At 68.2% G+C, this 25200-nt stretch carries 22 protein-coding genes; all 22 read right to left on the reverse strand.

Features of this window, described 5'->3' with window-relative positions; genetic code table 11:
* Nucleotides 1-120: 120 nt before the first annotated feature.
* The 22 genes from DMX10_RS09760 to flgD all read right to left on the reverse strand — a co-directional run bounded on the left by DMX10_RS09760 (nucleotide 121) and on the right by flgD (nucleotide 25193).
* Entirely contained in the window at nucleotides 121-4062 is a 3942-nt protein-coding gene (locus DMX10_RS09760) for a glycosyltransferase (protein ID WP_111260901.1), read from the reverse strand.
* A complete protein-coding gene (locus tag DMX10_RS09765) occupies nucleotides 4059-5126 on the reverse strand; it encodes a hypothetical protein (protein ID WP_111260902.1) in 1068 nt (355 codons plus the stop codon). Before DMX10_RS09765 ends, DMX10_RS09760 begins: the two co-directional genes overlap by 4 nt.
* Before the next feature lie 25 nt (nucleotides 5127-5151).
* A complete protein-coding gene (locus tag DMX10_RS09770; RefSeq protein WP_111260903.1) occupies nucleotides 5152-5835 on the reverse strand; it encodes a PIG-L deacetylase family protein in 684 nt (227 codons plus the stop codon).
* Nucleotides 5832-7190, reverse strand: a complete 1359-nt coding sequence (locus tag DMX10_RS09775; RefSeq protein WP_111260904.1) for an FAD-dependent oxidoreductase — start codon at nucleotides 7188-7190, stop codon at nucleotides 5832-5834. Before DMX10_RS09775 ends, DMX10_RS09770 begins: the two co-directional genes overlap by 4 nt.
* A complete protein-coding gene (locus tag DMX10_RS09780) occupies nucleotides 7187-7864 on the reverse strand; it encodes a bifunctional 2-polyprenyl-6-hydroxyphenol methylase/3-demethylubiquinol 3-O-methyltransferase UbiG (protein ID WP_111260905.1) in 678 nt (225 codons plus the stop codon). The genes DMX10_RS09775 and DMX10_RS09780 overlap by 4 nt, the downstream gene beginning before the upstream one ends.
* Nucleotides 7861-8556: a WbqC family protein gene (locus DMX10_RS09785; RefSeq protein WP_158545589.1), complete on the reverse strand. Its 696-nt coding sequence runs from the start codon at nucleotides 8554-8556 to the stop codon at nucleotides 7861-7863. The genes DMX10_RS09780 and DMX10_RS09785 overlap by 4 nt, the downstream gene beginning before the upstream one ends.
* Nucleotides 8549-9106 (reverse strand): UDP-4-amino-4,6-dideoxy-N-acetyl-beta-L-altrosamine N-acetyltransferase, encoded by a 558-nt coding sequence (gene pseH, locus DMX10_RS09790; protein WP_111260907.1) that lies wholly within the window; start codon nucleotides 9104-9106, stop codon nucleotides 8549-8551. Before pseH ends, DMX10_RS09785 begins: the two co-directional genes overlap by 8 nt.
* Entirely contained in the window at nucleotides 9103-10176 is a 1074-nt protein-coding gene (locus DMX10_RS09795) for an N-acetylneuraminate synthase family protein (protein WP_111260908.1), read from the reverse strand. Before DMX10_RS09795 ends, pseH begins: the two co-directional genes overlap by 4 nt.
* Nucleotides 10177-10200: 24 nt before the next feature.
* Nucleotides 10201-11265, reverse strand: a complete 1065-nt coding sequence (gene pseG / locus DMX10_RS09800; RefSeq protein ID WP_111260909.1) for a UDP-2,4-diacetamido-2,4,6-trideoxy-beta-L-altropyranose hydrolase — start codon at nucleotides 11263-11265, stop codon at nucleotides 10201-10203.
* Nucleotide 11266: 1 nt separating this feature from the next.
* A complete protein-coding gene (pseF, locus tag DMX10_RS09805; protein WP_111260910.1) occupies nucleotides 11267-11971 on the reverse strand; it encodes a pseudaminic acid cytidylyltransferase in 705 nt (234 codons plus the stop codon).
* On the reverse strand, nucleotides 11968-12588 hold the full coding sequence (locus DMX10_RS09810) for a pseudaminic acid biosynthesis-associated methylase (RefSeq protein WP_111260911.1): 621 nt from the start codon (nucleotides 12586-12588) through the stop codon (nucleotides 11968-11970). Before DMX10_RS09810 ends, pseF begins: the two co-directional genes overlap by 4 nt.
* A 12-nt stretch (nucleotides 12589-12600) precedes the next feature.
* Entirely contained in the window at nucleotides 12601-13758 is a 1158-nt protein-coding gene (gene pseC / locus DMX10_RS09815) for a UDP-4-amino-4,6-dideoxy-N-acetyl-beta-L-altrosamine transaminase (protein ID WP_111260912.1), read from the reverse strand.
* Between the two features lie 2 nt (nucleotides 13759-13760).
* A complete protein-coding gene (pseB, locus tag DMX10_RS09820; protein WP_111260913.1) occupies nucleotides 13761-14756 on the reverse strand; it encodes a UDP-N-acetylglucosamine 4,6-dehydratase (inverting) in 996 nt (331 codons plus the stop codon).
* A 191-nt stretch (nucleotides 14757-14947) separates the two neighbouring features.
* Nucleotides 14948-16252 (reverse strand): flagellar hook-associated protein FlgL, encoded by a 1305-nt coding sequence (gene flgL / locus DMX10_RS09825; RefSeq protein ID WP_111260914.1) that lies wholly within the window; start codon nucleotides 16250-16252, stop codon nucleotides 14948-14950.
* Between the two features lie 12 nt (nucleotides 16253-16264).
* Nucleotides 16265-18289: a flagellar hook-associated protein FlgK gene (flgK, locus tag DMX10_RS09830; protein ID WP_111260915.1), complete on the reverse strand. Its 2025-nt coding sequence runs from the start codon at nucleotides 18287-18289 to the stop codon at nucleotides 16265-16267.
* 9 nt (nucleotides 18290-18298) lie between these two features.
* Nucleotides 18299-19507 carry a flagellar assembly peptidoglycan hydrolase FlgJ gene (flgJ, locus tag DMX10_RS09835; RefSeq protein ID WP_111260916.1) on the reverse strand — a complete coding sequence of 403 codons (1209 nt, stop codon included), beginning with the start codon at nucleotides 19505-19507 and terminating at the stop codon, nucleotides 18299-18301.
* 10 nt (nucleotides 19508-19517) lie between these two features.
* Entirely contained in the window at nucleotides 19518-20627 is a 1110-nt protein-coding gene (locus DMX10_RS09840) for a flagellar basal body P-ring protein FlgI (RefSeq protein WP_371921686.1), read from the reverse strand.
* 7 nt (nucleotides 20628-20634) lie between these two features.
* On the reverse strand, nucleotides 20635-21348 hold the full coding sequence (gene flgH / locus DMX10_RS09845) for a flagellar basal body L-ring protein FlgH (protein ID WP_111260918.1): 714 nt from the start codon (nucleotides 21346-21348) through the stop codon (nucleotides 20635-20637).
* 20 nt (nucleotides 21349-21368) lie between these two features.
* Entirely contained in the window at nucleotides 21369-22154 is a 786-nt protein-coding gene (flgG, locus tag DMX10_RS09850; protein WP_111260919.1) for a flagellar basal-body rod protein FlgG, read from the reverse strand.
* 46 nt (nucleotides 22155-22200) lie between these two features.
* A complete protein-coding gene (locus DMX10_RS09855; protein WP_111260920.1) occupies nucleotides 22201-22941 on the reverse strand; it encodes a flagellar basal body rod protein FlgF in 741 nt (246 codons plus the stop codon).
* 218 nt (nucleotides 22942-23159) lie between these two features.
* Nucleotides 23160-24473, reverse strand: coding sequence for a flagellar hook protein FlgE (flgE, locus tag DMX10_RS09860; protein ID WP_111260921.1), 1314 nt, complete (start codon nucleotides 24471-24473; stop codon nucleotides 23160-23162).
* 33 nt (nucleotides 24474-24506) lie between these two features.
* Nucleotides 24507-25193 carry a flagellar hook assembly protein FlgD gene (gene flgD / locus DMX10_RS09865; protein ID WP_111260922.1) on the reverse strand — a complete coding sequence of 229 codons (687 nt, stop codon included), beginning with the start codon at nucleotides 25191-25193 and terminating at the stop codon, nucleotides 24507-24509.
* Nucleotides 25194-25200 lie beyond the last annotated feature (7 nt).

The raw sequence follows: 25200 nt of genomic DNA on the forward strand, positions 1-25200 counted from the left end.
ATTTGAAATTTATTTCGCCTTGGGCTTGCCGAGCAGGCTCGAACAGTGTTCGTACCAGGGTTATCGGCAGGCGTAGCGAAGGTTTAGCCGTTCGCCACGCCGTTCGTCGGCGACCTCCGGTCAGTCCGGCAGCCAGGCGGAGCGCCAGCGCACGAGGTTGTCCCCCTCCAGCATCCAGTTGCCCAGCACCTGTGCCCGCAGGGTGTCGCCGGCGGCGGCCGTGGCGTCCAGGTCGGCCAGGTGCATGCGGATGGCGTCCACCCAGTCGCGGAAGCGGTTCTTCACGCGGGTGGCGGTGAGATCGCCGCGGTAGCAAAGCGCATCGCTGCAGATCACCGGGAAGCCGCAGGCCCCGTACTCCAGCAGGCGCAGGTTGCTCTTGCACTCGTTGAACAGGTTCTGCTCCAGCGGCGCCAGGGCCAGGTCGAGGTCCAGGCTGGCCAGCTTGGCCGGGTACTGGTCGATGGGCAGGCCCATGTGGAACTCGTGGACGAACGGTCGCAGCTTCTCCGGGCACATGCCGAAGAACACCCACTCCACCTCCCCCGCCAGTTCGCGCACCACGTCGGCGATCAGCTCCAAGTCGCCCTGGTGGCTGCTGCCGCCGGCCCAGCCGACGCGGGGCTTGCGACCGCGACGGCGCTGGCTGCGCAGGTTGCCCCACCAATGGGTGGGCAGGGTGTTGGGCACCACGCGGATGTCCGGGTGCAGGTCGGCGAAGGCTTCCGCCAGGGGCTGCGTCGAGACCACGAAGCGGTCGGTCAGGGAAACCGCCTGGCGCAGGGACTTGAGGATGTCCCGGGGCATGGTCTCGCGGTGCATGCTCTTGAGCGGCAGGTTGGGCAGGTAGTCGTCCAGCTCGTAGACCTTGAAGGCGCCGGAGAGGGCCTTCACCTCGCGCATGCCCGCGATCTGCGGCTCCATGATCTGCCGCTGGAACACCACGCTGCGGGCACCGAAGCGCTCCAGCTCCACCGGCGCCAGGTGCACGGCGCTGATCAGGCCGTCGATCAGGCCCTCCTCGCGCAGCGCGGCGAAGGGCTGGCGCACGCGATAGTGGCCGCAGCCGGTGGCGTCCGCCGGGTAGCAGAGCACCTGGGGCAGCAACGGATGGTGCACCCGCCGCGTGCCGTATTCGAAGCCGAAGCCATTGCCGGCCAGGGACAGGTTGGCGTTGTAGGCCGGATCGCGGGCCAGGGTCGGCAGCCAGCGCTGCAACATCTCCTCGCGCGCCGCCTTGAGCGCGGCCTGGCGCTGCAAGGCGCCGTCGATGGCCAGCACGGGCAGCTCGATGCCGTCGCGCAGCACCGTGCAATGGGGCGTCCAGACGTTCAGCAGACCCGCGCTGCGGATGCGCAGGCACAGGTCGATGTCGCCATAGAAGGCGCTCAGCTGCGCCTCGTCCATGCCGCCGACCTCGATGTAGGCGCTGCGTCGCACCATCAGGCAGGCCGAGCCGACCGCGCTGTAGTTCTGCGTCACCTGCAAGCGGTTCATGTAACCAGGGGCGTCGCCCTCCTCACCGACGAAGGCGCGCCCGGCGACGTCGTGCAACCCCAGCACGATGCCGGCCTGCTCGATGCACCCCATCGAATCGAGCACCTTGGCACCCACCACCCCCACTTCCGGGCGCTGGGCATGATTGAGCAACTGCTCCAGCCAATCCTCCTGCACCACCTGCACGTCGTGGCTCAGCAGCAGCAGGTAGTCGGATTCCACCGCCATCGCCACGGCATTGACCGTCGCCGAGAAATTGAATGCCCCGGCGAAGCGCCAGACCTTCACCTGCTCGCTCTGCAGCGCCTCGACGCCGTCGAGCCACTGGCGGGTCGCCGGCTCCCGGCTCTCGCAGTCGACCAGCAGCAACTCGTAGCGGGCGTAGCGGGTCTTCTCCAGCACGCTCTCCACGCAGCGCTGGAGCAGCGGCAGGTGGTCACGCACCGCCACCACTATGGACACCCGTGGCTGGTCCGCGTGGCCGTAGTCGATGTGGTAGCGCCCCGGCATGAACGCCTGCACCGTGGCCGGGTAGCCACGGGCCTGCAGATGGCGCTCCAGCGCGACCTGTTCGGCGGGGTTGAAGGCCAGGCTGGGGACATCCGCCACCAGCAGCACCTCGGGCAGGTGCAGCAGGCCGTTGCCGCCAGAGCCCTGGACCAGGCGCAGGACGAGGTCCAGCCGGCAGGCATCGCCGAACACCGGATCGAAGCCGCCCAGCTCGACGAAGCTGCGCCGGCGCAGCGCCCAGTGACGGCCGTGCATGGCCGGGAAGCTCAGCAGCAGATCGAGGTTGAAGTCCGGCTTGAACAGCGCCCCCAGGGCACCGGAGGGCGAACGTTGCAGCTCGTCGGCATAGAAGGCGTGGATGATCTCGCCGGTCTGCGCCTCATGGGCCAGGGCCTCGGCGAGCTCCAGGCAGAACAGCAAGGGCCCGGCCTGGGTGAACTCGGTGCCCGCGTCCACCAGCAGCACCCAGTCGAAGGCGGCTGCGGCGACGAACCCGTTGATCGCCTCATAGGGATCATCGGGCGAGACCTGGACGAAACCGGCGCGCGTGCCCACGGCCGTCGCACTGGCGCCGAAGACGGTGACGTCCACCGGCGCCGGCAATGCGCGCTCCAGGCTCGCCAGGGTGCGCTCCAGCGCCCGCGCATCGTTGCGCTCGAGCACCAACACCCCGAGCACGGGGCCGTCGCCCTTGCACAGCGCCAGGCGCTCGTCGATCAGCGCGCGCTCGGCCGCCACCGGCAGGCGCGAATCGAGCCAGGCGAGTAGCTTGGGCACCAGGCCCACGGCCATCTCGCCCATCAGCTCGGCGACACGGGCCGAGGCCAGGCCGTCGATGCCGAGGTTGAAATAGGGACGCGCCCGTGCCGCCAGCGCCTGCTGCCGCTCGCGGAACGCCGTATCCACCAGCAGTAGGCGGATGGCCTCGGCGAGCTCACCGGGCTCGACGTCCAGCACGCCCGCCTCGGCGTCGTAGCACGGCCCGAACAGGGTGTTGGCCGGGTGCTGCAGGTTGATCGCCGGGGTGCCGCAGAGCATCGCCTCGACGCAGTAGTTGGAGTCCACCGCCACCAGCACGTCGGCGCTGGCGGCCCAGAGCGGGCCATCCTCGACCAGGTAGAAATAGCGCGCCGGGTCCGCACCGCGCTCGGCCAGCAGCTCCTTGAAGCGGCGCTCGCCGAAGTGATAGTTCGGCGGCCGGTCCTTGATGATCGGGTTGATCTGCAGGCCGGCGCGGAAGAGGGTTTCGCAGGCGTCGATGAAGGCGCCCACCGTCTGCCCGAAGATGCCTTCGTCGCCATGGGCGGTCAGGCTGCTGGTCCAGGTGGTGCCGAACACCACGATGGGCTCGCCCTCGCGCAAGGCGTGCCGGCGTCGCAGCTCGCCCTCGTGGACCAGCCGTTCGCCGGCCAGCTTGAGGAACTTGTCCCAGGCCGGGTTGCCGGTCACGCGCAGGCGCTCGGCCGGCACGCCGTAGTCCAGGTACCCCTCCAGCCCGCGCTGCCCATAGACCGCATGGATGTCCGCCACCAGGTGCGCATGCACGGTGTGCGGGTCGTTCAGCGCCAGGGCGTGGGACAGGTGCAACGACGGGATGCCCTGGGTCCGCGCCCAGTGCATCGCCACCTTGGACACCGGCAGCACGTCCTCGCTGCCGATCATCAGGCACAACTGGTAGTGCCGCTGGGCCAGTTCCAGGCCATGCAGCACGGTCATCAGCAGCGGCAGCTCGGCATCCAGGCGCGCGCCGATCACCCGCGCCAGCGCCCCGCCCTCCTCGGCCGCCAGCAGCGCCGGCAGCGCCTGTTCCAGGTGCTGGCCGTACAGCTCGCGCAGCGGCTCCCACTCGGCACGTATGCCCTGGGCGCCCATGTCGCCGAGCTCCTGGTCCATGGCATAGAGCTTGCCACCGGCCTCGTCGACGATATCGATCAGCGCCTGGGAGATGTACGGGGTCAGGGTGACCACGGTGAGCGGGCCGTGGCGCTTGAAGAATTCCTTCAGCACGCCCACCTGGGGCTCCCAGAGGAAACTGACGATGGCGGGGGTTTTCACGAGCTGACTCCGCTGTGGGTCTTGAAGTAATCGCGCAGCAGCGCGGTCGCCAGGTGGTACTCGAGGCCGGAGACCAGGTCCACGCCTTGCCGCTGCCGCAGCATCGGCTCCACCACCCAGCCCCGGGCGATGGCCATGTTGCGGCCGTCGATGGCCTGGGCCCGCTGCCAGCGACGCAGCTGCTCGGCGACCTCGGGCGCCAGCCAGGGCTCCAGGTCGAAGTCGGGGCGATGGAAGGCCAGGGCCTGTTGCAGGAGGAACAGCACGTGCCGGGTCCGCAAGCTGCCGAGCGGCCCGGCGGTCTGCGCGGCAAAGGTTTCGGGGCCCTGCTGCAGCAGGCCCTCGATACCGGCCAGCGACGGCGCCGCGAGCACCGCCTCGCGGGCAGCCAGGCGTTCGGCCCAGGCGGCGTTGCCGGCCGGGTCGCGACGCTTCTCCAGGGCCACCAGGTAGCGCCCGCTGGCCGAGGTGCCGAGCCTGGCGAGCACCTTCTGCTCCAGTTGCAGCGCCAGGCCGAAGAGCGCCTCGTCGCTGTCGAGCCAGGACAGCAGCCGCAACCATTTGAAGCGCCGCTCCAGGCGCAGGTAGAGCAAGGCGTTGTCCCACAGGCCCGCATAGGGCTCCAGCGCCACCAGGCTCAGGCCCCGGGCATCGGCCGCCGCCAGCAACGCGGCAGGCGAGCAGAGCGCCACCGCCGGGTCGTCACGGCCACGCTCGGGCCAGGCCGCCGGCGACTCGCCGAAGGCCGCCTGCCAATGGGCGGGCGAGCGCAGGTCGAGGACCACCCGCCCCGCAGGCCGCAGGCCTTCGGTGCAGCGATCCAGCAGGTGCGCCAGGTCGCCCGGCGCCGGCAGCGCGGCGAAGGCGCGAACGCCGTCCCAGACCTCGCGGGCACCGGCGGTCGGTTCGACGACCACGCGCCCGGCCAGGTGGCGGGCGGCGAAGTCGTCCTCCACGGCACGGCGCAGGCGGGCGATGCCGGGGTTGTCGAAGAGCTGCGGCCCTTCGGACAGCGCCAGGTGGTTGGCGCTCCAGTCTTTCTCGTCAAGCGGCTGCGGATTCATGTGCGGTTCCAGGGGCCAGGCCCCATCAGTGTCGGTTCAGGTGGCGGCCGAGCACGAAGGCCTCGGCGGCCTCCATGCCCACGCAGGCGCCGCGCCAGCGGGCCAGGTGCTCGACGGCCTTGAGCGAGCGCGGATGCGGCCATTCGCGCATCTCCATCGCGTAGGCGTCGAGGGCGCGCAGCTTGGTGTCGAGGGTCGAGCCGATGTCGTTGAACCAGCCCGGCCAGAAGGCCGGCGCGCTGTGGGGCACCTGCCATTCGGTGGACGAGGGGATTTCGAAGAACAGCAGCGTGTGCACCGGGTGGCCCGGCTGCGGGCGGCAGGCGGTGACCACCGCCTCGTGCAGGCGCCGGTGGTCGATGTTCACGTCGCCGCTCCAGTGGGCATAGACGATGCCCGGGCGGTGGCGGGCGACCAGCGCCTCGACGGGCTTGACCAGGTCCAGCAGGTCGAGGCCGTCCAGGCGGTTGTCCGGCAGGTCGAAGCACTCCAGGCCCTGCACGCCGAGGATGCGGTTGGCCTCGGCGCAGGCATCGCGCAGCGCCTGCTGCTCGGCCTCCTCCGGGGTGCCACGGCTGAACAGGCCCTGGGCCATGATCGCCACCTGCACCTCGTCGCCGTCGGCGACATGACGGGCGATGCTGCCGCCGCAACCCAGCACCTCGTCGTCGGGGTGGGCGGCGATGACCAGTACGCGTTCCTTGCTCATCGGGGGTCTCCGGGGGTGGCGGGTACGCCGAAGCGGCGTTCCAGCTGGGTGGCGGTATCCAGCAGGACGTCGGTGGTGAAGAAGGCATCCGAGGCGTTGCGGCCGCAGAGCACCAGTTCCGGGGCATGCTCCAGCACGCGCTCGCGCAGCTCGCGGTTGGCGGCTTCCTGGGCCAGGGTGACCTCCGGGAAGCCATTGGCGATGGACTGCTCCAGCACCAGCCGCGCCTCGCAACCGGGCGCCAGCACGCCGGCATCGCGCAGCTCGCGCAACACCGCCGCGGCCTGCTGCCCGGTGGTCTCGCCCGGCGCATCGAGGGCCTCCACGGTCAGGCGCCAGGGTGCCTCGTTCCGCTCCAGGACGTTGTCGTAGAGGGTGATGCGGAAGGCGCGTGCCGCCGGGTCGTTCAGGTACAGGTAATGGCAGTCGCACGCCGCCGGCCGGTCCAGCAGGAAATGGAACAGGCGCAGGGGCAGGAAGCGCGGAGGCGCGGAGGCGACCGGCAGCCCCAGCGCCCTGGCCAGCAGCGCCAGCGGCGCGGTCCAGACCAGTTGCTCGAAGCCCAGCCGCTCGCCATCGGCCAGGCTCAGCACCTGCGCCGCGTGATCGACGCCCTGGACCTGGGCGCCGGTGAGGATGCGCCCGCCGCCAGCGCGCAGGCGCTCGCAGAGGGCTTCGACCCAACTGCCGACACCGCCGTCGCGGGGGTAGCGGTGGCGCACCGCGCTGCGCCCCTCCAGGTAGTCGCGGAACGCCACCTTGGCGTCGTAGACCACCGAGCGCTTGAGCTCCCGGCACACCTCGGCGCTGCCGGCGATGACACGGCCATAGCCGAGGAAGCGGTGGCTGCTCGCGCTGAGCTGGTCGAAGGGCGCCACGTAGAAACGCCTGAGCAGCGGGAAGAACACCTCGCGCGCCAGCGGCTCGCCGAAGTGCGCGAGCAGCGCCGCTTCGAGGCTCGGGGCGTCGCGGTCGGTGGTCAGGCTGTTCAGCAGCCCGGTGAAGCAGGCCTGGTAGAGGCCGGGTGCCAGGACGCTGATGTCGATGAACTGGCTGCGGTCGTTGAGCACGCCGGCGAAGACGTTGCCGACCCGCAACACGGGCACGTCCTGCCAGTCGAGGCCGGCCTCGTCGAACAGCAGGCGGTCGACCCGCGCATCACCGGTCATCGCCGGGACGTGGGTGCCCTGGTCGAACGCATTGCCGTCCTCGTCGCGGTAGGAGCGCAGCAGCCCGCCGCACGCGTCGGCGCGCTCGATCAGCACCACGGGCAGGCCGCAGGCCTGTACCCAGTTCGCCGCCAACAGCCCGGCGATGCCGCCGCCCACCACCACGACCGGGCGCACGGCGTTCATGCCCGCACCGCCGGCTTGCGCGCCACCAGCAGCCAGGAGGCGAAGCGATGACCATCCGCCGGCTCATAGCGCACCGACTGCTTCTCCTCCAGGTGCAGCAGTTCGAAGTCGGCGAACAGCGCACGCAGGTGCGCCTCGTCGGAGAAATGCACGCGGCCGGTGCCGGCGAAGGAGCCATCGGTGAAGCCGCTGCGGGTGTGCGGGTCGGCATCGGGCTGGCCACGGCTGGCGTCCGAATGGTTCACCGAGTACCAGTCGACGCCGATGAAGAACCCTCCGGGCACCAGGGCGTCGTGCACCTGGCGCAGGCAGCGGCGGATGGCCTGCTCGCCGTTGCAGGTGAGGGAGGCGCGGTCCAGCACCAGGTCGAAGCCCGGGGCGAAGGGCCAGGGTTGGGTGAAGTCGCCGGTGGCGATGGTCGCGGCCAGCTCGGGCAGACGCTCGCGCAACTGGGCGGCGATGGTCGGGCTGCCTTCCACGGCGTGGTAGTCCACGCCAAGGGACTGGAAGAACGGGATGTTGGCGCCCGCGCCACAGCCCAGCTCCAGCACACGCCTGCCGGGGCCGAGCTCGCGGCAATGACGCTTGGTCAGGCTGACCACATCGGACCAGGGCCAGATGGAAAGGTGGGTGCTGGCGGCGTAGCGCTGTTCCCACTCGATGGAAAAACTCATGTCAGCTCCCTGAATTCGCTGCGGCTGTCGCCGCTGTTCATCCACCAGTCCAGCACGCCGAGGCCGGGCACGAACGCGCCCCACAGCTGAGGATAGGTGGGCGGGGTGAAGGCCTGGTAATGCACGTCGATACCCCGCTCGGCGAAGGCGGCCTCGTCGAGGTAGTCCCGGCCCAGGGCGCCGGACAGGTAGCTGTCCGCGCCCAGGGCCAGGCAGATGTCGAGCACCAGCTGCGACTTGCGGCTGTCGACGTCCAGCTCGCTGGCACGCACCAGGGGCGTCTCGATGCCGAGTTCATCCAGCCAGAAGCCCAGCTGGCGCCAGCAGAGCTCGGCCAGGTTGTCCTGGCGCTCGGCGTACAGCTGCTCCAGCTGCGCGTAGCGCTCGGCGAAGCGTGGTGCCCGGCGGTAGTTCATCGCCACGGCCTTGAGGTGGTCGCGGCGCCAGTCGCGGCTCTCGTCGATGCGGGTTTCGCGCAGGGTGCTGGCCAGGTGGCCCCGGCCGAGCACCGGCACCGTCAACCACTGGGCGCCCTGGGGCGTCTTGATGCGATTGCGGTTGATGAAGCTGTTCTTCTCGAACTGCACGGTGTCGAGGAAGACGAAGCGGTCGACCCGGGCGATGCGGTCGAAGTAGCCCAGCCACGGCAGGTAGGCAGGCTGGTGGATGGCGACCCGGCGCGCGTCACTCATCGAAGAGCTCCGCCAGAAGTGGCCCGCGCAGGCGTCGCCAGTCCTCGGCGAAGAGCGCCAGCACCTCGACGTCGAAGACTCCATCCGGGCGGTGGATGTGCCGGCGCAGGCGTCCCTCCGCCACGAAGCCCAGGCGCTGGTGGACCCGCAGGCTGGCCGCATTGAAGTCGAGCACCTCCGAGCAGATCTTCTCCAGCTGCAGCACCTCGAACACCTGCTCGGCGAGCAGCGCCAGCATGCGCAGGCCGGTGCCCCGGGGCTGGGACGCGTCCCCGAGATTGAAGCCCCAGGTGCAGCGCCGGTGTCGCTCGCTGATGTCCGCGAGGCTGGCGTAGCCCACGGGCGCACCGTCACGCTCGAGCAACAGGTGGCGCGAGGCCGGGTTGGCCAGTTCGCGCTGCAACCACCTCTGGTGCTCGGGCAGGGCGATCTCGGCGGTGTTGTACATGCACTGGCGCACCGGCTCGGCGTTGCGCCAGCGCAGCAGCAGCGCGGCGTCGTCCAGGGTCACCGGGCGCAGCTGGAAGGTCGGTGCGGGCACCGCGCTCATGGCGCGTCCACCGGGGCGAAATCCCCCAGGCGCAGCAGCTCGCCACTGGCGATCGCCCGTGTCGCGACGCTGCCCAGCGCCTGCTCGTAAAGGGCGGGCGGCAAGCCGTTGCCGGGGCGGCGCAGCCCCAGGTTGTGCTCGTCCAGGCGTTCGCCCACGGCGATATCGCGCAGCGCCATGAGGCTGCGCCGGGCGAGCACGCGCATGTCCCCTTCGGCGCGTGTCGGGCGCAGGTAGGGCGAACCGATGATGGCGTCGGCCCGGTGGATATGGGCGATCCATTCGGCCAGGCCCTGGGGGTTCTCGGAGAACCAGTGATCCGGCCCCGGCAGGTCGTGGTCGAGGGTGAAGTGCTTCTCGAACAGCCGCGCCCCGCGCGCCACCGCCAGGGAGGCGGCCAAGGGCCCCTGGGTGTGGTCGGAAAAACCGGTCAGCAGCCCGGGGAAGGCCTGCTGCAGGGTGCCCAGCTTGGCCAGGTTGACGTCCGCGTCGGGGGTCGGGTACTGCGAGGTGCACAGCAGCAGCGCGACCTGGGCCCCGTCGAACCAGCCCACCGTCTCCAGCGCCTGGTGCACGTCGGCCAGGTCGCTCATGCCGCAGGAAAGGATCAGCGGCAGCCCGGCGCCGGCGTAGTGGCGCAGCAGCGGCAGGTTGCTGAAATCGTCCGAGCCGACCTTGATCGCCGGCACGCCGATGCGTTGCAGCACCTCGAGATCGCTGCGGTTCTGCGGCGAGGAGAAGAAGGTGATGCCGACCTTGGCGCAATGGGCCTTGACCGCCCGCCACTGCGCCTCGTTGAACTCGTAGCGCCTGAACATCGCCAGCATGGATTCGGTGACGCTGCGCCCCTGGGACTGGTAGGTGAACATCTGCTGCGGGTCGCCGCAGAACTCCTCGGCCTTGAAGGTCTGGAACTTCACCGCATCGGCGCCCGACTCGCGGGCGACTTCGATCATCCTCAGGGCCAGGTCGAGATCACCGTTGTGGTTGATGCCCACCTCGGCGATGCAATAGGGCTTCTCGTCGGGCCCGATGGGGCGACCGGCTATTTCGAAGCGGCGTGTCGACATGCTGATGATTCCTCTGCGGCCGGCTCAGGAGCCGACCGACGCATCCAGGAGTGCGCGGCAGACCCGGACGGCGCCGAAGCCGTCGACCAGGTCCCAGGCGCGTTGGGAAAGCCCGCGCAACCGCTCGGCATCGAGGCCGTCCAGCGCGCGCCGGTAGTCCATGGGGGTAAGGCGGGCGTGCTCGCCCAGGTCGATGGCCAGGTCGAGTTCCTGCAACCCCCTGGCCAGCTCACGCTGGTTCTCGGCCAGCACCACCACCAGCGCTGGCAGGCCGAGGGCGCAACGCTCCCAGGACGACGAGCCGGCGGCGCCGATGGCCAGGTCGGCCTCGGCCATCAGCCGGGCCATGTAGTCGATCTGGCAATGCAGGCGCCAGCCGTGGGCAGCACACAGGGCGTCCAGCGCCTGCCGGTCCGCGTGCCCCTGGCCGATGACCACGTCCACCTGCAGTGACGGCCGCCAGCCGGCCAGCGCGTGCAGGGCCTTGAGCGTCTCGCCCTGGTCGTCGCCGCCGGTGAAGAACACCAGCACGCGCTTCAGCTCCCCGGTACGCGGGGCGACCTGCTCGCGGGCCAGCAGGAATTCGTCGCGCAACAGCGCGTAGGTGGGGCCGAACAGGCAGGTTGCCGCACGCGCCAGGTAGCCGGCATAGCGCGCCTCCGGCGCGGCGTGCAGGCCCTGGTCCAGCAGCAGGTCGCAGTCCAGCGGGCGGTTGGCCAGATCGTCCAGCACCATGACCCGCCGCGCATGGCGACGCGCCAGGCCGTGCCAATCGGCGTCGAGGCCGTAGTGGTCGACGACGCACCAGTCGACTTGGCGATCGCCCAGCAGCGCATGCAACGCCTCGGCGTCGGCGCGGTTGTCGATCCGCGCCTCGGCGGTAGCGGCCATCGGGTCGGCATGGCGTGCCGGCAGCTCGAGCAGCTCGTATTCGGCCGGCACCAGCGACAGGGGCGCGCCTTCCAGGCCGCGACAGGCGAAGCTCAGGCGGGCGCCCTGCTCGTGCAGTTCGCGGGCCAGCGTCAGGCAGCGCATCAGGTGACCGCTGCCGATGACGGGCGAGGCGTCCACGCGAAACAGCACGCGCATCTCAGATGTCCCCCTCCAGCAGCAGGGTCGCGTACATCAGTTCGGCGCGGTGCCAGTCCTCGGGGCTGTCGATGTCCTGAACCAGGTAGCGCGGCAGCACCAGCGGCAGCGAATGCGGGGCGTGGATGGCCTTGCCGTCGAGCCAGGCGGCGACGCGGCCCCAGTAGAACTGGCCGGCGTCGTGGTAGGCGCGCTCCAGGTCCTGGGAACGGGTGTCGTAGAACTCCGGGTAGAGCGACTCCACGCCACCATCGGCGTTGATCCGCAGGGCGCGCTGCACCGGCGAGCCGTAGTCGGTGACGGTGAAGGCGAAGTCCTTGTCCGGGTTCGCGGCCAGGAGTTCGAAGCCGTCGCAGAGCTTCTCCGGCAGCACCAGGGGGGCGGTGGCGTAGAGGCAGCAGGCGTAGTCCGGGTGGTACCCGGCGGCGGCAAGCTCGCGCAGGGCGTGCTGGATCACCTCGACGGTGCCGGCATGGTCGTCGGCCAGCGCCGCCGGACGCAGGAAGGGCACCTCGGCGCCCTGGGCCAGGGCGATGTCGGCGATCTCGGCATCGTCGGTGCTGACCACCACCCGCTCGAACAACCCGCAGGCCAGCGCCGCGCGGATCGAGTAGGCGATCATCGGCTGCCCCTGGAACAGCTTCACGTTCTTGCGCGGAATCCGCTTGCTGCCTCCGCGGGCAGGAATGATGGCGACCTTGCTCATGGGCGTTTTTCCAGAAGGAACCAGTTGATGTCGTCGGTCGGGAAATTGACGTCGCGCCGATAGACGAAGCCGTAGTCGACCAGCTGCAGGTCGGGATACAGGTCGAGCATCTCGCCGGCGAAGTCCCGCTTGAACAGCTTGCCGGCATGGCCCCGGTAGCTGATTTCCACCGGCGAGGGGCTGTAGTACTCGGCGATCAGCACGTGACGGCGGCTGGCCTCATGGAGTTTGGCATAGGCCTGGGGCAGGAGCTCCGGCGGCAGATGGATGAGCACGCCGCGGGTGAAGGCCAGGTCCACGGGCTGTTGCACCGGGTAGTCGAACAGCGAGCCCTGCCAGACGTCGGCGATGCCCAGGGCCTGGGCGATGTCGCGGGCCTTGGCGTTGAGCTCGACGCCCCGCAGCGTCGCCTGGGGGAACAGGCGGTTCAGCGCGCGCAGGTTGAGGCCGCGATTGGTGCCCAGCTCCAGCACGCTGTCGATGCGTCCGGCACGGCGCAGGGCCTGGACGAAGAAGGCGGTGACGTTGGCGACATGGACCTCGCCGTCGTTGCGGTCGACGTACTGGTCGCCGAACTCGCCCTGCCAGAATCGTTCTTGCTCGGTCAGCTCACGCACGGGTTTCTCCAGTCACTGCAGGACGCTGGCGAGGGTGCTCGCCACCTGGTCCTGCTGCTCGTCGGTCAGGTCGGGGAACAGCGGCAGGCTCAGGGCCTGGGCGTAGTAGCGCTCGGCCTCGGGGAAGTCGCCCGGGGCGAAGCCCAGCTGCCGGTAATAGGGCTGCAGGTGCACGGGGATGTAGTGCAGGTTGACGCCGATGCCGGCGCCGCGCAGGGCTTCGAAGATCGCCCGATGGCCGTGCTGCAGGCGTTCCAGGCGCAGGCGCACAGGGTACAGGTGCCAGGCCGGCTCGGCGCCCGCTTGCACCTGCGGCAGCTCCAGCGGCAGGTGGGCGAGCCGCTCGCCGTAGCGGGCCACCAGTTGCCGGCGACGGGCGACGAAGGCGTCCAGGCGCTGCAGCTGGGACAGGCCGAGGGCGGCCTGCAGGTCGGTCATGCGGTAGTTGAAGCCCAGTTCCAGCTGCTGGTAGTACCAGGGGCCTTCGCTCGGCCCCGTCATCGCCGCCGGGTCACGGGTGATGCCGTGGCTGCGCAGGCGACGCAGGCGTTCGGCCAGCCGCGGGTCGTTGGTGGTGAGCAGGCCGCCCTCCCCCGTGGTGATGATCTTCACCGGGTGGAAGCTGAATACGGTGATGTCGGCATGCTCGCAACAGCCCACCGGGCGACCGCCGTAGCGGGCACCGATGGCATGGGAGGCATCCTCGATCACGCGGAAGCCGTAGCGCCGCGCCAGCTCGGCGATGCGAGCCATGTCGCAGCTCTGCCCGGCGAAGGCCACGGGAACCACTACCTTGGGCAGGGTGCCGTCGCGTTCGGCGCGTTGCAGGCGGGCGTCGAGCTGGGCGACGTCGAGGTTGAGGGTCGCCGGGTCGATGTCGACGAAATCCACCTGGGCGCCGCAATAAAGGCCGCAATTGGCGCTGGCGACGAAGGTGTTGGGGCTGGTCCAGAGGCGGTCGCCCGGCCCCAGGTCGAGAGCCAGGCAGGCAATGTGCAGGGCGGCGGTGGCGTTGCTCACGGCGATGCCATGGGCGGCCTGGCAACGCTGGGCAACGGCCTGCTCGAAGCGTTCGATGGCCGGGCCCTGGGTCAGCCAGTCGGAACGCAGGGTGTCGACCACCGCATCGATGTCGGCCTGGCTGATGTTCTGGCGACCGTAGGGAATCATGGTCAGGCCCAGGCGTCGGCCAGCTGTCGCAGCTCGGGCACGCTCAGGTAGTGGGGGTTGCTGTCGGAGACGTACTCGAAGCCCTCCTCCACCGCCACGCCCACGCCGCCCAGGCCATCGCGGGCGTAGTCGTACTGGGTGTTGAAGGTGATCGACGGGGCGATGACGAAGTGCCGGGCGAATTCGAAGGTGTGGGTGCTGTCGTCGCGGGAGATCATCATCTCGTGCAGCTTCTCGCCCGGACGGATGCCCACCTGCCTGTGCGGCATGCCGGGCGCCAGCGCCTCGGCCAGGTCGGTGATGCGCGCGGAGGGGATCTTCGGCACGAACAGCTCGCCACCGTGCATGCGCTCGAAGCTGCGCATGACGAAGTCGACACCCTCGTCGAGGGTGATCCAGAAGCGCGTCATGCGCGGGTCGGTGATCGGCAGCTCGCGGGCGCCTTCGGCGATCAGCTTGCGGAAGAACGGCAGGACAGAGCCCCGGGAGCCGACCACGTTGCCGTAGCGCACCACCGCGAAACGGGTCTGGTGGTCACCTGTGATGTTGTTGGCGGCGACGAACAGCTTGTCGCTGAGCAGCTTGGTGGCGCCGTAGAGGTTGACCGGACTGGAGGCCTTGTCGGTGGACAGCGCCACGACCTTCTGCACGCCATTGGCCAGCGCCGCGTTGATGATGTTCTCGGCGCCGCTGACGTTGGTGCGGATGCACTCGGTGGGGTTGTACTCGGCGGCCGGCACCTGCTTCAGCGCGGCGGCGTGGACCACCAGGTCGATGCCGCGCATGGCCTGCTGCAGGCGGTCGGCGTCGCGCACGTCACCCAGGAAATAGCGCATGCAGGGGGCGTTGAACTCCTGCTGCATCTCGTACTGCTTGAGTTCGTCGCGGGAGAACACCACCACGCGCTTGGGCTGGTAGCGCGCCAGCAGGGTACGGATGAACGCGCGACCGAACGAGCCGGTGCCCCCGGAAACGAATACGGACTTGCCATCGAACATGCTGCTCTCCCCTGCCCATGTCAGCCGGCCCTGCGCCGGATGAACGCGCTGCCTTTGTCACCGACAGTTTTATGGCGCTCGCTTTTGATGTCGAGACCCAAAGCAAGCATGGTGCCAACCCGTTGAAATGCAAGGTGGCCCGGCGGGGAGATGGATGGCCTGGCACCGCGCGCGACAGCGCGGCGGACGGCTCAGTTGAGGAAGTTGAACAGGCTCAGGCCGCTGATCTTCACGTAGCTCTGTTGCGCGGCCTGGAGGATGGTGGACTGCATGGTCAGGCGCGACAGGGCCTCGGCGTAGTCGAGGTCCTCCAGCGACGACTGCACGGACTTGTTCACCAGGCTGACGTCGTCGACGAAGCCTTCGGTGGAATCCAGGGTGTTGAGGCGTGCGCCCACCGAGCCCTGCACGGCCAGCACCTTGGTGTTGACCGCGTCGAGGTTGGAGGTGGCGACCGCCACCGCGTCACGGATCTGCCGGTTGCCCGCCGGGGTGTCGGAGGACGACTGCAGCGCCTTGCGCAGGTCGGAGACCACGTTGAGCAGGCTGCGCTTCTCGGCATCCGGCTTGCGGTTGACGGCGAAGTCGTCGCCTGCCGCCGGCGCGCCGTCGATCTGTACCTTGACGCCACCGTAGGTGATGAAATCGGAGGTCTGCGAGTTGGTGTCCAGGGCGCCGGTGGCCAGTTGCCCGGCCGGCGGGGTCGCCGGGTTGTAGGTGGTCCAGTCATAGCCGACCGGCAGGGTGGCCGGGTCGTAGACCACGTAGCGCTGGGCATCGAGGAAGTGGATGCCGATGGCGTCGGTGGCCGCCGGCGGGTTGCTGGACGGGAAGACCGTGTCGTAGTCCGTCTTGTCGACGACCAGGCCCTGGGAAATGGTCGCGGTGCTGCCGGTCCCCGTGGCGCTCTTGGAGGTGGTCACGCGGTTGGCGTTGAAGACGTTCTCGAACAGGTCCTTGCCGTTGTCGCCCAGGGCCAGGAAGTTGCTGCTGGCCACCTGGACCTCGCGCCGGCCTTCGTCGCCCTGGTAGCTGTAGGTGCCGTCGGCATTGCGCACGAAGGGCTGGGTGTCGGCCTGGGAACCGGAAAACAGGTACTTGCCGCTGGCGTCCTTGCTGTTGAGCAGGCTCATCAGCTCGTCTTCGCGCTGCTGCAGCTCGGTGGCCAGGGAGGCCTTGTCGGTGGAGTCCAGGGCACCGTCGCCCGCTTCGACGGCGATCTCGCGGATGCGCTGCATCACGTTGCCGACGGAGGTGAGGATGCTCTCCTCGGAGTTCAGGCTGTTCTTCGCGGCGGTGATGTTGGACTTGTACTGGGCATTGAGCGCCTCTTCCTGGCTCAACTGCAGCAGGCGCACGGAGGCCACGGGATCGTCGGCGGGCGTGAGGATGCGCTTGCCGGTGCTGATCTGCTCCTGGGTCCGGGTCACGTTCGCGTAGTTCTTCTGCAGGCCCGCGACCTGGTTGTTGAAAGCCTGGATAGTCGAGATTCTCATTTCACATCAGCCTCAATTGAAGGCGCCTATGAGTGTATCGAACAGCGCGCGCGCAACTTGAATGACCTGGGCGTTGGCGTTGTAGTACTGCTGGAACTGGATCAGGTTCGCCGCCTCCTCGTCCAGGTTCACGCCCGAGAGCGAGTCGCGGTTCTCCTGCGCCTGGCTCAGCACCGCCTCGCTGGCATCGGAGTTGACCCGCACCTGCGCGGTCAGCGAACCGACCCGCTCCACCAGTCCGCTGTAGGCATCGGTGTAGGTGGCGCCGGTGCTGCCGTTGCCGACCACCGGCTTGGTCTGCAGGCCGACCAGGGCCAGGGCGTTGCGGTTGTCGCCGGTGCCCTTGTTGTTGAAGGCCAGGCTGAAGCTGTCGCCGCTCTGCGGGGTGCCGCCCATGGTGAATTCGTAGGTGTAGCTGTTGTTGGTCGACGGGTCGGTGTAGTTCAGCCGCAGGGTGTTGGTCTGCCCCGGGGTCAGCGCCGTGGTGGACGGCGACACGTAGCTCAGGGTGGCGCCGGCCGGCAGGGTGCCGTTGAGGGTGTTGGTGGTCGCGTCGAAGGTCAGCGCGATGCCGCTGGCGCCGAACAGGTCCTGCAAGTCGGTGACATCGATCGGCGAGGGCCCGCTGGTCAGGGCCGGCTGGCTGATGGTGCCGGTGCCCCGGTTGTTGGTGGTCGCCTCGGCCCGCGCCGAGCCGGAGAAGGCCAGCTGGTCGGAGGTCTTGAGCACGCTCTCGAAATCCGTGGCGCCGCGCCGGGTCGGCTGCAGGGTGAAACGATCATTGGCCGCCGGCAGCGAGTCCAGCTGCACCTGGAAGCCCTGGTCGTTGCCCGCGGCGTCGGCGAAGGCCAGGGTGTAGGGGCCGGTGCCGGTGACGGTGACCGTCATCGGCGCGTTGTCCGACAGGCGCGTGGCGGTGTAGTTGGTGCCGTCGAAATCCAGGCGGTAGTCGCTGGTACCGAGCTTGCTGGTATCGGTGATGTTCAGCGTGGCATTGGCGGTGCCGGTGTTGTTGACGTTCGGCAGCACCCGCAGCGACGTCGACTGCGGGTCGTTGATGTTGCCGAACAGCGGACTGCCGGCCCGACCGGCGGAATCCAGGCCCTGCCCCAGCTGCCTGTTGATGGTGTCGGAGAGGGTGATCGCCAGCTGGCCGAGGGCGTTGTACGACTGGTCCAGCGCGGTGTCGCGGTAGGCCAGCAGGCCGCCCATCTCGCCACCGGAGATCTGCGTGGTGATGGTCTGCGAGACGCCGCCTGTGACCAGGTCGATCTGGTAGCGCGACGGGTCGTCGACGCCGGGCTTGGCGCGCAGGGTGGAGGCGGTGTTGCCCACCACCAACGGCTGCCCGGTGCCGACGAAGAGGCTGACGCTGCCGTCGCTCTGCTCCAGGGTCTTGACCCCGATCATCTCGGAAATCTGGCGGATGGCCTCGTCACGGGCGTCCAGCAGGTCGTTGGGCTCGGCGCCGCTGGCGCGGGCCTTGGCGATGGCGTCGTTGTAGTTGGCGACGTTGGCGGCCAGGGAGTTGACCTGGGTGGTCAGCGCGCCGAGCTGGTCGTTGATCTGGCTGTTCTGCTTGTCGAGCTGGTCGTAGAGGGTATTGAAGGTGTCCGCCAGGCCCTTGGCCTGGGACAGCACCGCTTCGCGCGCAGCCACCGAGGACGGGTCCTGGGAGGCGGTCTGCAGCGAGGTGAAGAAGCTCTTCAGCGCCGGGCTGATGCCGGTGGTGGTGTTGGACAGCAGGCCGTCGAGCTGTTCGATCTGGCTCTTGAAGGTCTGCAGTTCGCTGTTCTGGCTGGTGGCGGTGCGCAGCTGCGAGGTGAGGAACTCGCTGGCCAGGCGACGCACGTCGACCACCTGGCTGCCGGAGCCGATGTAGCCGCCGCCGGTGAACTGCGGGATGTTCGATTGCTGCACGGCCTGCTGGCGCGAATAGCCCGGCGTGTTCACGTTGCTGATGTTGTGTCCGGTCACCGTCAGGGAGGTCTGCGAGGTGCGCAGCCCGGACAGCCCGATGGATAACAGGTCAGCCATGTCTCATCCTCATGAGCGGGGCACCGCCGACTCGCCGGCCGCTACAGCCTGGTAGGTCTGCATCTGCCGGGCGATCTGGGCGACCTTGCGCGCGTATTGCGGGTCGGTCGCGTAGCCGGCCTGCTGCAGTTCGCGGACGAAACGCTCAGGCTTGTCGGTTACTTCCAGTGCCTCTTGATATCGATCGTTCCCCTGCAGAAAGTTCACATAATCGTGGAAGCTCTGCTGATAGGAATCGTATGCGCGGAACGATGCCGCTTCCTTGACGGCCTGGCCGTCCTTGAACTCGGTGGTCAGGGCACGGGCCGACTGGCCGTCCCAGCCATGGGACTTGATGCCGAACAGGTTGTGGCTGCTGCTGCCGTCCTGCTGGCGGATGATCGATTTGCCCCAGCCGGTCTCGAGCGCCGCCTGGGCCACCAGGTAACGGGGGTCGACGCCGATGCTCTTCGCCGCCTCCTGGGCCATGGGCAGCATGGTGTCGATGAACTCCTGCGGCGAGCTGAACGCGGACTTGCCCGGCGCCAGTGGCGGCTGGGCGATGCGCCGGCCGATCACGGCGTCGTTGCCGGCGATGCGGTTGGCGCTGGTCTCGGGGGCGCCATAGGACTTGGCCGGCAGCCAGTCGGAGCCGGCCAGGGCCTGGCTCTGCGCCGGTGCCTGGGCAGCGCCTTCGGCGGCGCTGGCGGAGGGCACGATGCCGGCCAGCAGGCGGTCGGTGAGCTTGCTCGGCAGGCTGATGCGACGCATGGCCAGCAGCCTGGAGTCGTCGCGACCGTCGGCCGGTGCTTCGAGCTTGCTGCCCTTCTGCGGCCAGCTGATGCCGTTGGTCTCGGCCACCTGGGCGAAGGGGTTCGGGCCGGTGGACTTGGAGACGCCCTTGTTCTTGGTCAGCTGGCGGGTCAGCACGTCGGACAGGCCGATGCCCTGCCCCTTGGAGATGGTCACGGCCAGCTGCTGGTCGTACATGTCCTGGTAGGTCTTGCTCTCGTTGCTGTTGAGGAAGTTGCCCTCGGCGAACACATTGTTGGCCGAGCGCATGGCCTTCATCATCTCGTTGAGGAACAGCGATTCGAATTCCTGGGCGACCTTCTTGATGTTCGCGTCGCTGTCCCGATCCTTGCCCACCTTGAACTGGGCCATGCGGTTGAGGTCGGTGTACGCGCCGGTATCGACGGGGCTGCCTGCGCCTATTCCTGCCGAGAGTCTGGAGTCCATGGCCGCCTCCTCAGATCACGATCAGGTCGGCCTGGAGGGCGCCGGCTTGCTTGAGCGCCTCGAGGATGGCCATCAGGTCGGAAGGCGCGGCGCCCACCTGGTTCACCGCACGGACGATCTCGTCCAGGGTGGTGCCGGGGCCGAACTTGAACATCGGCTTGGCTTCCTGGTCGGCGTTGACCTTGGAGCGCGGCACCACGGCGGTCTGCCCACCGGACAGGGCGCCGGGCTGGCTGACGATGGGGTCTTCGGTGATGGTCACGGTCAGGCTGCCGTGGGTGACGGCGGCCGGCTGCACCTTGACGTTCTGGCCGATGACGATGGTGCCGGTGCGCGAGTTGATGATGACCTTGGCCACCGCCTGGCCGGCTTCCACTTCGAGGTTCTCCAGCACCGACATGTAGTCGACGCGCTGGCTCGGGTCCATCGGCGCGGTGACGCGCACCGAGCCGCCGTCCAGCGCCTGGGCGACGCCCGGGCCGAGCAGTTCGTTGAGCTTGTCGACGATGTTCTTGGCGGTGGTGAAGTCCGGGCGATTGAGGTTCAGGGTCAGGGTGTTGCCCTGGTCGAAGCCGCTGGGTACCGGGCGCTCGACCGTGGCACCGGCAGGAATGCGGCCGGACGACGGAACGTTGACGGTGATCTTCGAGCCGTCGCTGCCTTCGGCGTCGAAGCCGCCGACCACCAGGTTGCCCTGGGCGATGGCGTAGACGTTGCCGTCGATGCCCTTCAGCGGCGCCATCAGCAGGCTGCCGCCGCGCAGGCTCTTGGCGTTGCCGATGGACGAGATGGTGACGTCGATGGCCTGGCCCGGCTTGGCGAAGGGCGGCAGGTCGGCGTGGATGGACACGGCCGCGACGTTCTTCAGCTGCACGTTGCCGGAGCCGGCCGGCACCTTGATGCCGAACTGCGCCAGCATGTTGTTGAAGGTCTGCAGGGTGAAGGGCGTCTGGGTGGTCTGGTCGCCGGTACCGTTGAGGCCCACGACCAGGCCGTAGCCGATCAGCTGGTTGTTACGCACGCCCTGAATGCTCGCCAGGTCCTTCAGCCGTTCGGCATGGACGGTCGTGGCGGCGAGCAACAGGCAGAGGGCAGCGGTCAGTCGTTTCATCTTCGCAATCACCTGCTCAGAACGGCCACAGCGGGCTCATGAAGAAGCGGTCGAACCATCCTGGCTGGCTGGCATCGGCGAAGGCGCCGGTGCCGGAATAGGTGATGCGCGCATCGGCGATGCGGTTGGAAGAGACGCTGTTGTCGGTGCCGATGTCGTCGGCGCGGACCAGGCCGGCGATGCGCACCAGCTCGTCGCCGGTATTGAGGGTCATCCACTTCTCGCCGCGCACGGCGAGGATACCGTTGGGCAGCACTTCGGAGACGGTGACGGTGATCGAGCCGCTGAGGCTGTTGCTCTGCCCCGCCTGGGAGTTGCCGCTGGTGTCGCGCGTGCCGCTGTAGCCGACGTCCATGGACAGGTTCTCCGCCTTGAGCGGGTTGAGGCCGGTGCTGGGGTTGTCGACCCGCACGCCGCCGCCGAACAACGAGGTCAGCCCGAGGTTGGCGGTGCTGTCCTTCTTGATCTGCGAGGTGGCGTTCTTGCTGGCCTGGGTGCGCTCGTTGAGAGTGATGGTGATGATGTCACCGACACGATACGCCTTGCGGTCGTCGTAGAGATTGGTTTCGAAGCCGGCCTGATAAATGGAGCCGTTGTTCTGCGCGGCGGGCATGGGCGTGCGCGGCAGGACGGGGGCGTAATAGGGATCGTTCGGTTTGGCGGCCGGCGCGACGCACCCGGTGAGCAGGTGGGTGGCGAGCAGCGAGACAGGAAGGATCAGCCGGTTCATGACAACTTACCTCGGGGGTATTACAGGTTCTGCGAGAGGAATCCGAGCATCGAGTCGGCCGTGGAGATGACCTTGGAGTTCATCTCGTAGGCGCGCTGGGTGGTGATCATGTTCACCAGCTCCTCGACCACGCTGACGTTGGAGTTTTCCAGGGTGTTCTGCAGCACGTTGCCCAGGCCGGTCAGGCCGGGGGTGCCGACCTGCGGCGCACCGCTGGAGGCGGTCTCCAGGAACAGGTTGTTGCCGATGGCCTGCAGGCCGCCGTAGTTGACGAAGTCGGCGGTCTGGATGTTGCCGATCACCTGCGGGGTGGGGTTGCCGAAGGTGGTGACGGATGCGGTGCCGTCCTCGCCCACGGTGAAGGTCTGCACCTCGGCCGGCAGCACGATCGCCGGCTCCAGGGGATAGCCCTGGGAGGTGACGACCTGGCCGTCGGAGTTCAGGTGGAAGCTGCCATCGCGGGTGTAGGCGACGGTGCCGTCCGGCATCAGGATCTGGAAGAAGCCACGGCCGTTCACCGCCAGGTCCAGCGGCTGCTCGGTGGTCTGCAGGCTGCCCTGGGTGAAGATCTTCTGGGTGCCGGCGATGCGCACGCCGGTACCCAGTTGCAGGCCGCTGGGCAGCTCGCTGTCCTGGGTGCTCTGCGCGCCGGGCTGGCGGCGGATCTGGTACAGCAGGTCCTCGAACTCGGCGCGATCACGTTTGAAACCCGTGGTCGATACGTTCGCCAGGTTGTTGGAAATGGTGGTCAGGTTCATGTCCTGAGCCGCGAGGCCCGTCTTGCTGACCCAGAGTGCCGGAAGCATCTTCGTTCTCCTCGGGCGCCGGTTTCATGGCGCCGCGTACTGGTAATTAGCTGAGTTGCATGACCCGTGCCATCGCCGAAGCATCGTCTTCGGCGGTGCGCATCATCTTCACGTGCAGTTCGAACTGGCGGGACAGCGAGAGGATCGCGGTCATCTCTTCCACCGCGTTGACGTTGCTGCCCTCGAGGAAGCCCGAGGTCACCTGGACGGCGCCGTCCACCGGCGCGGGCTGGCCGCTCTTGAGGCGCATCAGGCCGTCGGTGCCTTTTTCCAGCTGCTTGAGATCGGGGTTGACCAGCTTGATGCGGTCGACCTCGGCCATCACGTTCGGGGCCTCGCCCAGGGAGCGGATGCTGATGGTGCCGTCGGCGCCGATCTCCACCTTCTGCTCCGGCGGGATGGCGATGGGACCGGCATTGCCGATCACCGGCAAACCGTCGCCGGTACGCAGCTGGCCGAGGGCGTCGACCTGCAGGCTGGCGGTGCGTACATAGGCTTCGCTGCCGTTGCCCGACTGCACGGCGATCCAGCCCTGGCCACCGATGGCGATGTCCAGGTCGCGTCCGGTTTCCTGCATGGAGCCCGGTGTGAAGTCGGTGCCGGGGCGCTCGCTCATGGCGTAGACGCGCGCCGGAAAGGTGTCGCCGAACACGGGCATGGAACGGGCCTGCTCGTAGTCGCGACGAAAGCCCGTAGTGGAAATGTTCGCCAGGTTGTTGGCGTGGGCGCGCTGGGCCAGGGTGTTCTGGCTGGCGCCTGACATGGAGACGTACAGCATCTTGTCCATGGGGTTCTCCGAGTGGGCTTTTGACGCCCGCTGACTCTTTGCAGGCTATTCAGCAATTGCTGTGCCAGAAACGGAGAAATAAGTGCAAGCCACTGATACGGAAGGGAAAAACAAAAAGAAAAAGGCCCAAGCAAGGGGCCTTCGAATGCCGTGGCGGCGAGGGGCTGCCGCCAGCGGCAAGGTCCTTGCCGCCCGATGACCCGGGCGGCAAGCACCACTCAACGCAGGTTGATGATGGTCTGGGTGACTGCGTTCTCGGTCTCGATGGTCTTGGCGTTGGCCTGGTAGTTGCGCTGCGCCACGATCAGGTCGACCAGCTCGGTGGAGATATCGACGTTGGAGGCTTCCAGGGCGCCGGACTGCAGGGCGCCCAGGGTGCCGGAGCGCGGGGTGCCGATGACCGGCTCGCCGGATTCGGAGGACTGCACCCAGGAGGTCTTGCCCACCGGGGTCAGGCCCTGGACGTTGGCGAAGTTCGCCAGCACCACCTGGCCCTGGATCTTCGACTGGCCGTTGGTGTAGCGGGCGAAGATGTTGCCTTCGTCGTCGATCTCCAGGCCCGACAGCTGGCCGGTGGTGTAGCCGTCCTGGGCGACCTTGGTCACCGCGAAGGCGCTGGAGAACTGGGTCGAGCCGCGGATATCGAAGCTGATGGTCGGCGCGGCGGCGGCGCCGTTGGCACTCCACACCGGCGGAGTGGCGCCGTTGGACTGCGCCGGCACCCAGCCGGTGATGCCCAGGGTACCGTCGGCGTTGACGGTGAAGCCGCCCGTGCCGGTGAAGGTGGTGGTGTCGAGCTGGCCGGAGCTGGTGAAGCCCACCGTGGTGTTGATCGGCGCAGTGCTGGCCGGGTTGGTCGGGTTGCGACCGTCGATCAGCACGTTCATGGTCCAGGTGTTGGCCGGGGTGGCCGCCTTGACGAAGTACTGGGTCATGACGTGGGCGTTGCCCTGGGCGTCATAGATGTTCACCGAGGTCGACGAGTTGTAGGTGGTCGGGTCGGCCGGGTCGAACGGCGTCTTGGTCGGCACCGTGTTGGTGGAGTTGAGGTTGAACGGCTGGGTGATGGTGGTGGTGGCCTTGGGCTGCTGGTTGTTGGTCTGGATCACCAGGTCGCCGACCACGCCGCTCTGCAGCGCACCGTTGGCATCCACCGAGTAGCCCTGCAGGCGATAGCCGTTGTTGTCGACGATGTAGCCGTTCTTGTCGGTGCCGAAGTAGCCGGCGCGGGTGTAGCTGATGGCGCCGTTGTTGCTGGTGATGAAGAAGCCGTTGCCGTTCACCGCCAGGTCGAGGGCGTTCTCGGTGTAGTCGATGGTGCCCTGGTTGTAGAGCTGGGCGACGTTGCCCAGCAGCACGCCGCTGCCGATGGTCTTGCTGCCGGAACCGAGCACGGAGGCCGAGTACAGGTCCTGGAACTCGCCACGGGATTGCTTGAAGCCGACGGTGCCGGCGTTGGCGATGTTGTTGCCAGTGATATTGAGGTCACTGGAGGCGGCGCGGATGCCGCTGAGTCCGATATTGAACGACATGGGATGCTCCTGTAACGCCGGCGCCGCCGACGATTATTGACCGATGACCTTGACCTTGGAGAGTGCGACGCTGCCCAGCCCGGCGAGGTTGAGCGTCATCTCGGCACCATTCAGGCCGAGGGTGACGCTGTCCACGTTCGCCGGCAGGTTGGTGGACATCGCCACCGTCTTGCCGTCGATGGCCGCCTCGGCCTGGAAGGTGTAGGTACCGTTCGGCGCGACGTTGCCGCTCGAATCCTTGCCGTCCCACATGAAGCTGACCTGGCCGGCACTCTGGGCGCCCAGGTTGATGCGGTTGACGGTGTTGCCCTTGCTGTCCAGCACGTTGACATAGACGTTGGTGCTGGCGCCGGTGAGGTTGATGCTGCCCTTCATGGTCTCGCTGGTGTCCACCACCGCCTTGTTGGTGGTGACGATGACCTTGCGGCCGACCAGGGAGGACGCCTGCAGCGCCTGCGAGGACTGGGTGCTGGAGAGGATGCTCTCGACACTGGTGTTCAGGTTGTCGAGGCCTTCCACGGTACTGAACTGGGCCAGCTGCGCGACGAACTCGCTGTTGGTCTGCGGGTCCAGCGGGTTCTGGTTGTTCATCTGAGCCACCAGCAGCTGCAGGAACTGGTCCTTGCCCAGCGAGCTGTCCTTGGTCTTGTCGTTGTCCTTGAGCTTGTACTGGTCGAGGACCGAGCTGCTCGAAGTTCCGCTTACGCTGTCAACGCTCATCTTGTTC

It is taken from the genome of Pseudomonas sp. 57B-090624 (assembly GCF_003234055.1).
GTDB classification, from domain to species: Bacteria; Pseudomonadota; Gammaproteobacteria; order Pseudomonadales; family Pseudomonadaceae; genus Metapseudomonas; species Metapseudomonas tohonis.

What these genes read in the sequence shown, in the direction of transcription:
- pseG (WP_111260909.1), bottom strand. Translation starts at nt 11,265, where the DNA reads ATGCGCGTGCTGTTTCGCGTGGACGCCTCGCCCGTCATCGGCAGCGGT.
- flgD (WP_111260922.1), bottom strand. Translation starts at nt 25,193, where the DNA reads ATGAGCGTTGACAGCGTAAGCGGAACTTCGAGCAGCTCGGTCCTCGAC.
- DMX10_RS09780 (WP_111260905.1), bottom strand. Translation starts at nt 7,864, where the DNA reads ATGAGTTTTTCCATCGAGTGGGAACAGCGCTACGCCGCCAGCACCCAC.
- pseC (WP_111260912.1), bottom strand. Translation starts at nt 13,758, where the DNA reads ATGATTCCCTACGGTCGCCAGAACATCAGCCAGGCCGACATCGATGCG.
- DMX10_RS09765 (WP_111260902.1), bottom strand. Translation starts at nt 5,126, where the DNA reads ATGAATCCGCAGCCGCTTGACGAGAAAGACTGGAGCGCCAACCACCTG.
- flgH (WP_111260918.1), bottom strand. Translation starts at nt 21,348, where the DNA reads ATGAACCGGCTGATCCTTCCTGTCTCGCTGCTCGCCACCCACCTGCTC.
- flgL (WP_111260914.1), bottom strand. Translation starts at nt 16,252, where the DNA reads ATGAGAATCTCGACTATCCAGGCTTTCAACAACCAGGTCGCGGGCCTG.
- flgK (WP_111260915.1), bottom strand. Translation starts at nt 18,289, where the DNA reads ATGGCTGACCTGTTATCCATCGGGCTGTCCGGGCTGCGCACCTCGCAG.
- flgE (WP_111260921.1), bottom strand. Translation starts at nt 24,473, where the DNA reads ATGTCGTTCAATATCGGACTCAGCGGCATCCGCGCCGCCTCCAGTGAC.
- flgG (WP_111260919.1), bottom strand. Translation starts at nt 22,154, where the DNA reads ATGCTTCCGGCACTCTGGGTCAGCAAGACGGGCCTCGCGGCTCAGGAC.
- DMX10_RS09775 (WP_111260904.1), bottom strand. Translation starts at nt 7,190, where the DNA reads ATGAACGCCGTGCGCCCGGTCGTGGTGGTGGGCGGCGGCATCGCCGGG.
- pseF (WP_111260910.1), bottom strand. Translation starts at nt 11,971, where the DNA reads ATGAGCAAGGTCGCCATCATTCCTGCCCGCGGAGGCAGCAAGCGGATT.
- DMX10_RS09785 (WP_158545589.1), bottom strand. Translation starts at nt 8,556, where the DNA reads ATGAGTGACGCGCGCCGGGTCGCCATCCACCAGCCTGCCTACCTGCCG.
- pseH (WP_111260907.1), bottom strand. Translation starts at nt 9,106, where the DNA reads ATGAGCGCGGTGCCCGCACCGACCTTCCAGCTGCGCCCGGTGACCCTG.
- DMX10_RS09770 (WP_111260903.1), bottom strand. Translation starts at nt 5,835, where the DNA reads ATGAGCAAGGAACGCGTACTGGTCATCGCCGCCCACCCCGACGACGAG.
- DMX10_RS09855 (WP_111260920.1), bottom strand. Translation starts at nt 22,941, where the DNA reads ATGGACAAGATGCTGTACGTCTCCATGTCAGGCGCCAGCCAGAACACC.
- DMX10_RS09795 (WP_111260908.1), bottom strand. Translation starts at nt 10,176, where the DNA reads ATGTCGACACGCCGCTTCGAAATAGCCGGTCGCCCCATCGGGCCCGAC.
- pseB (WP_111260913.1), bottom strand. Translation starts at nt 14,756, where the DNA reads ATGTTCGATGGCAAGTCCGTATTCGTTTCCGGGGGCACCGGCTCGTTC.
- flgJ (WP_111260916.1), bottom strand. Translation starts at nt 19,507, where the DNA reads ATGGACTCCAGACTCTCGGCAGGAATAGGCGCAGGCAGCCCCGTCGAT.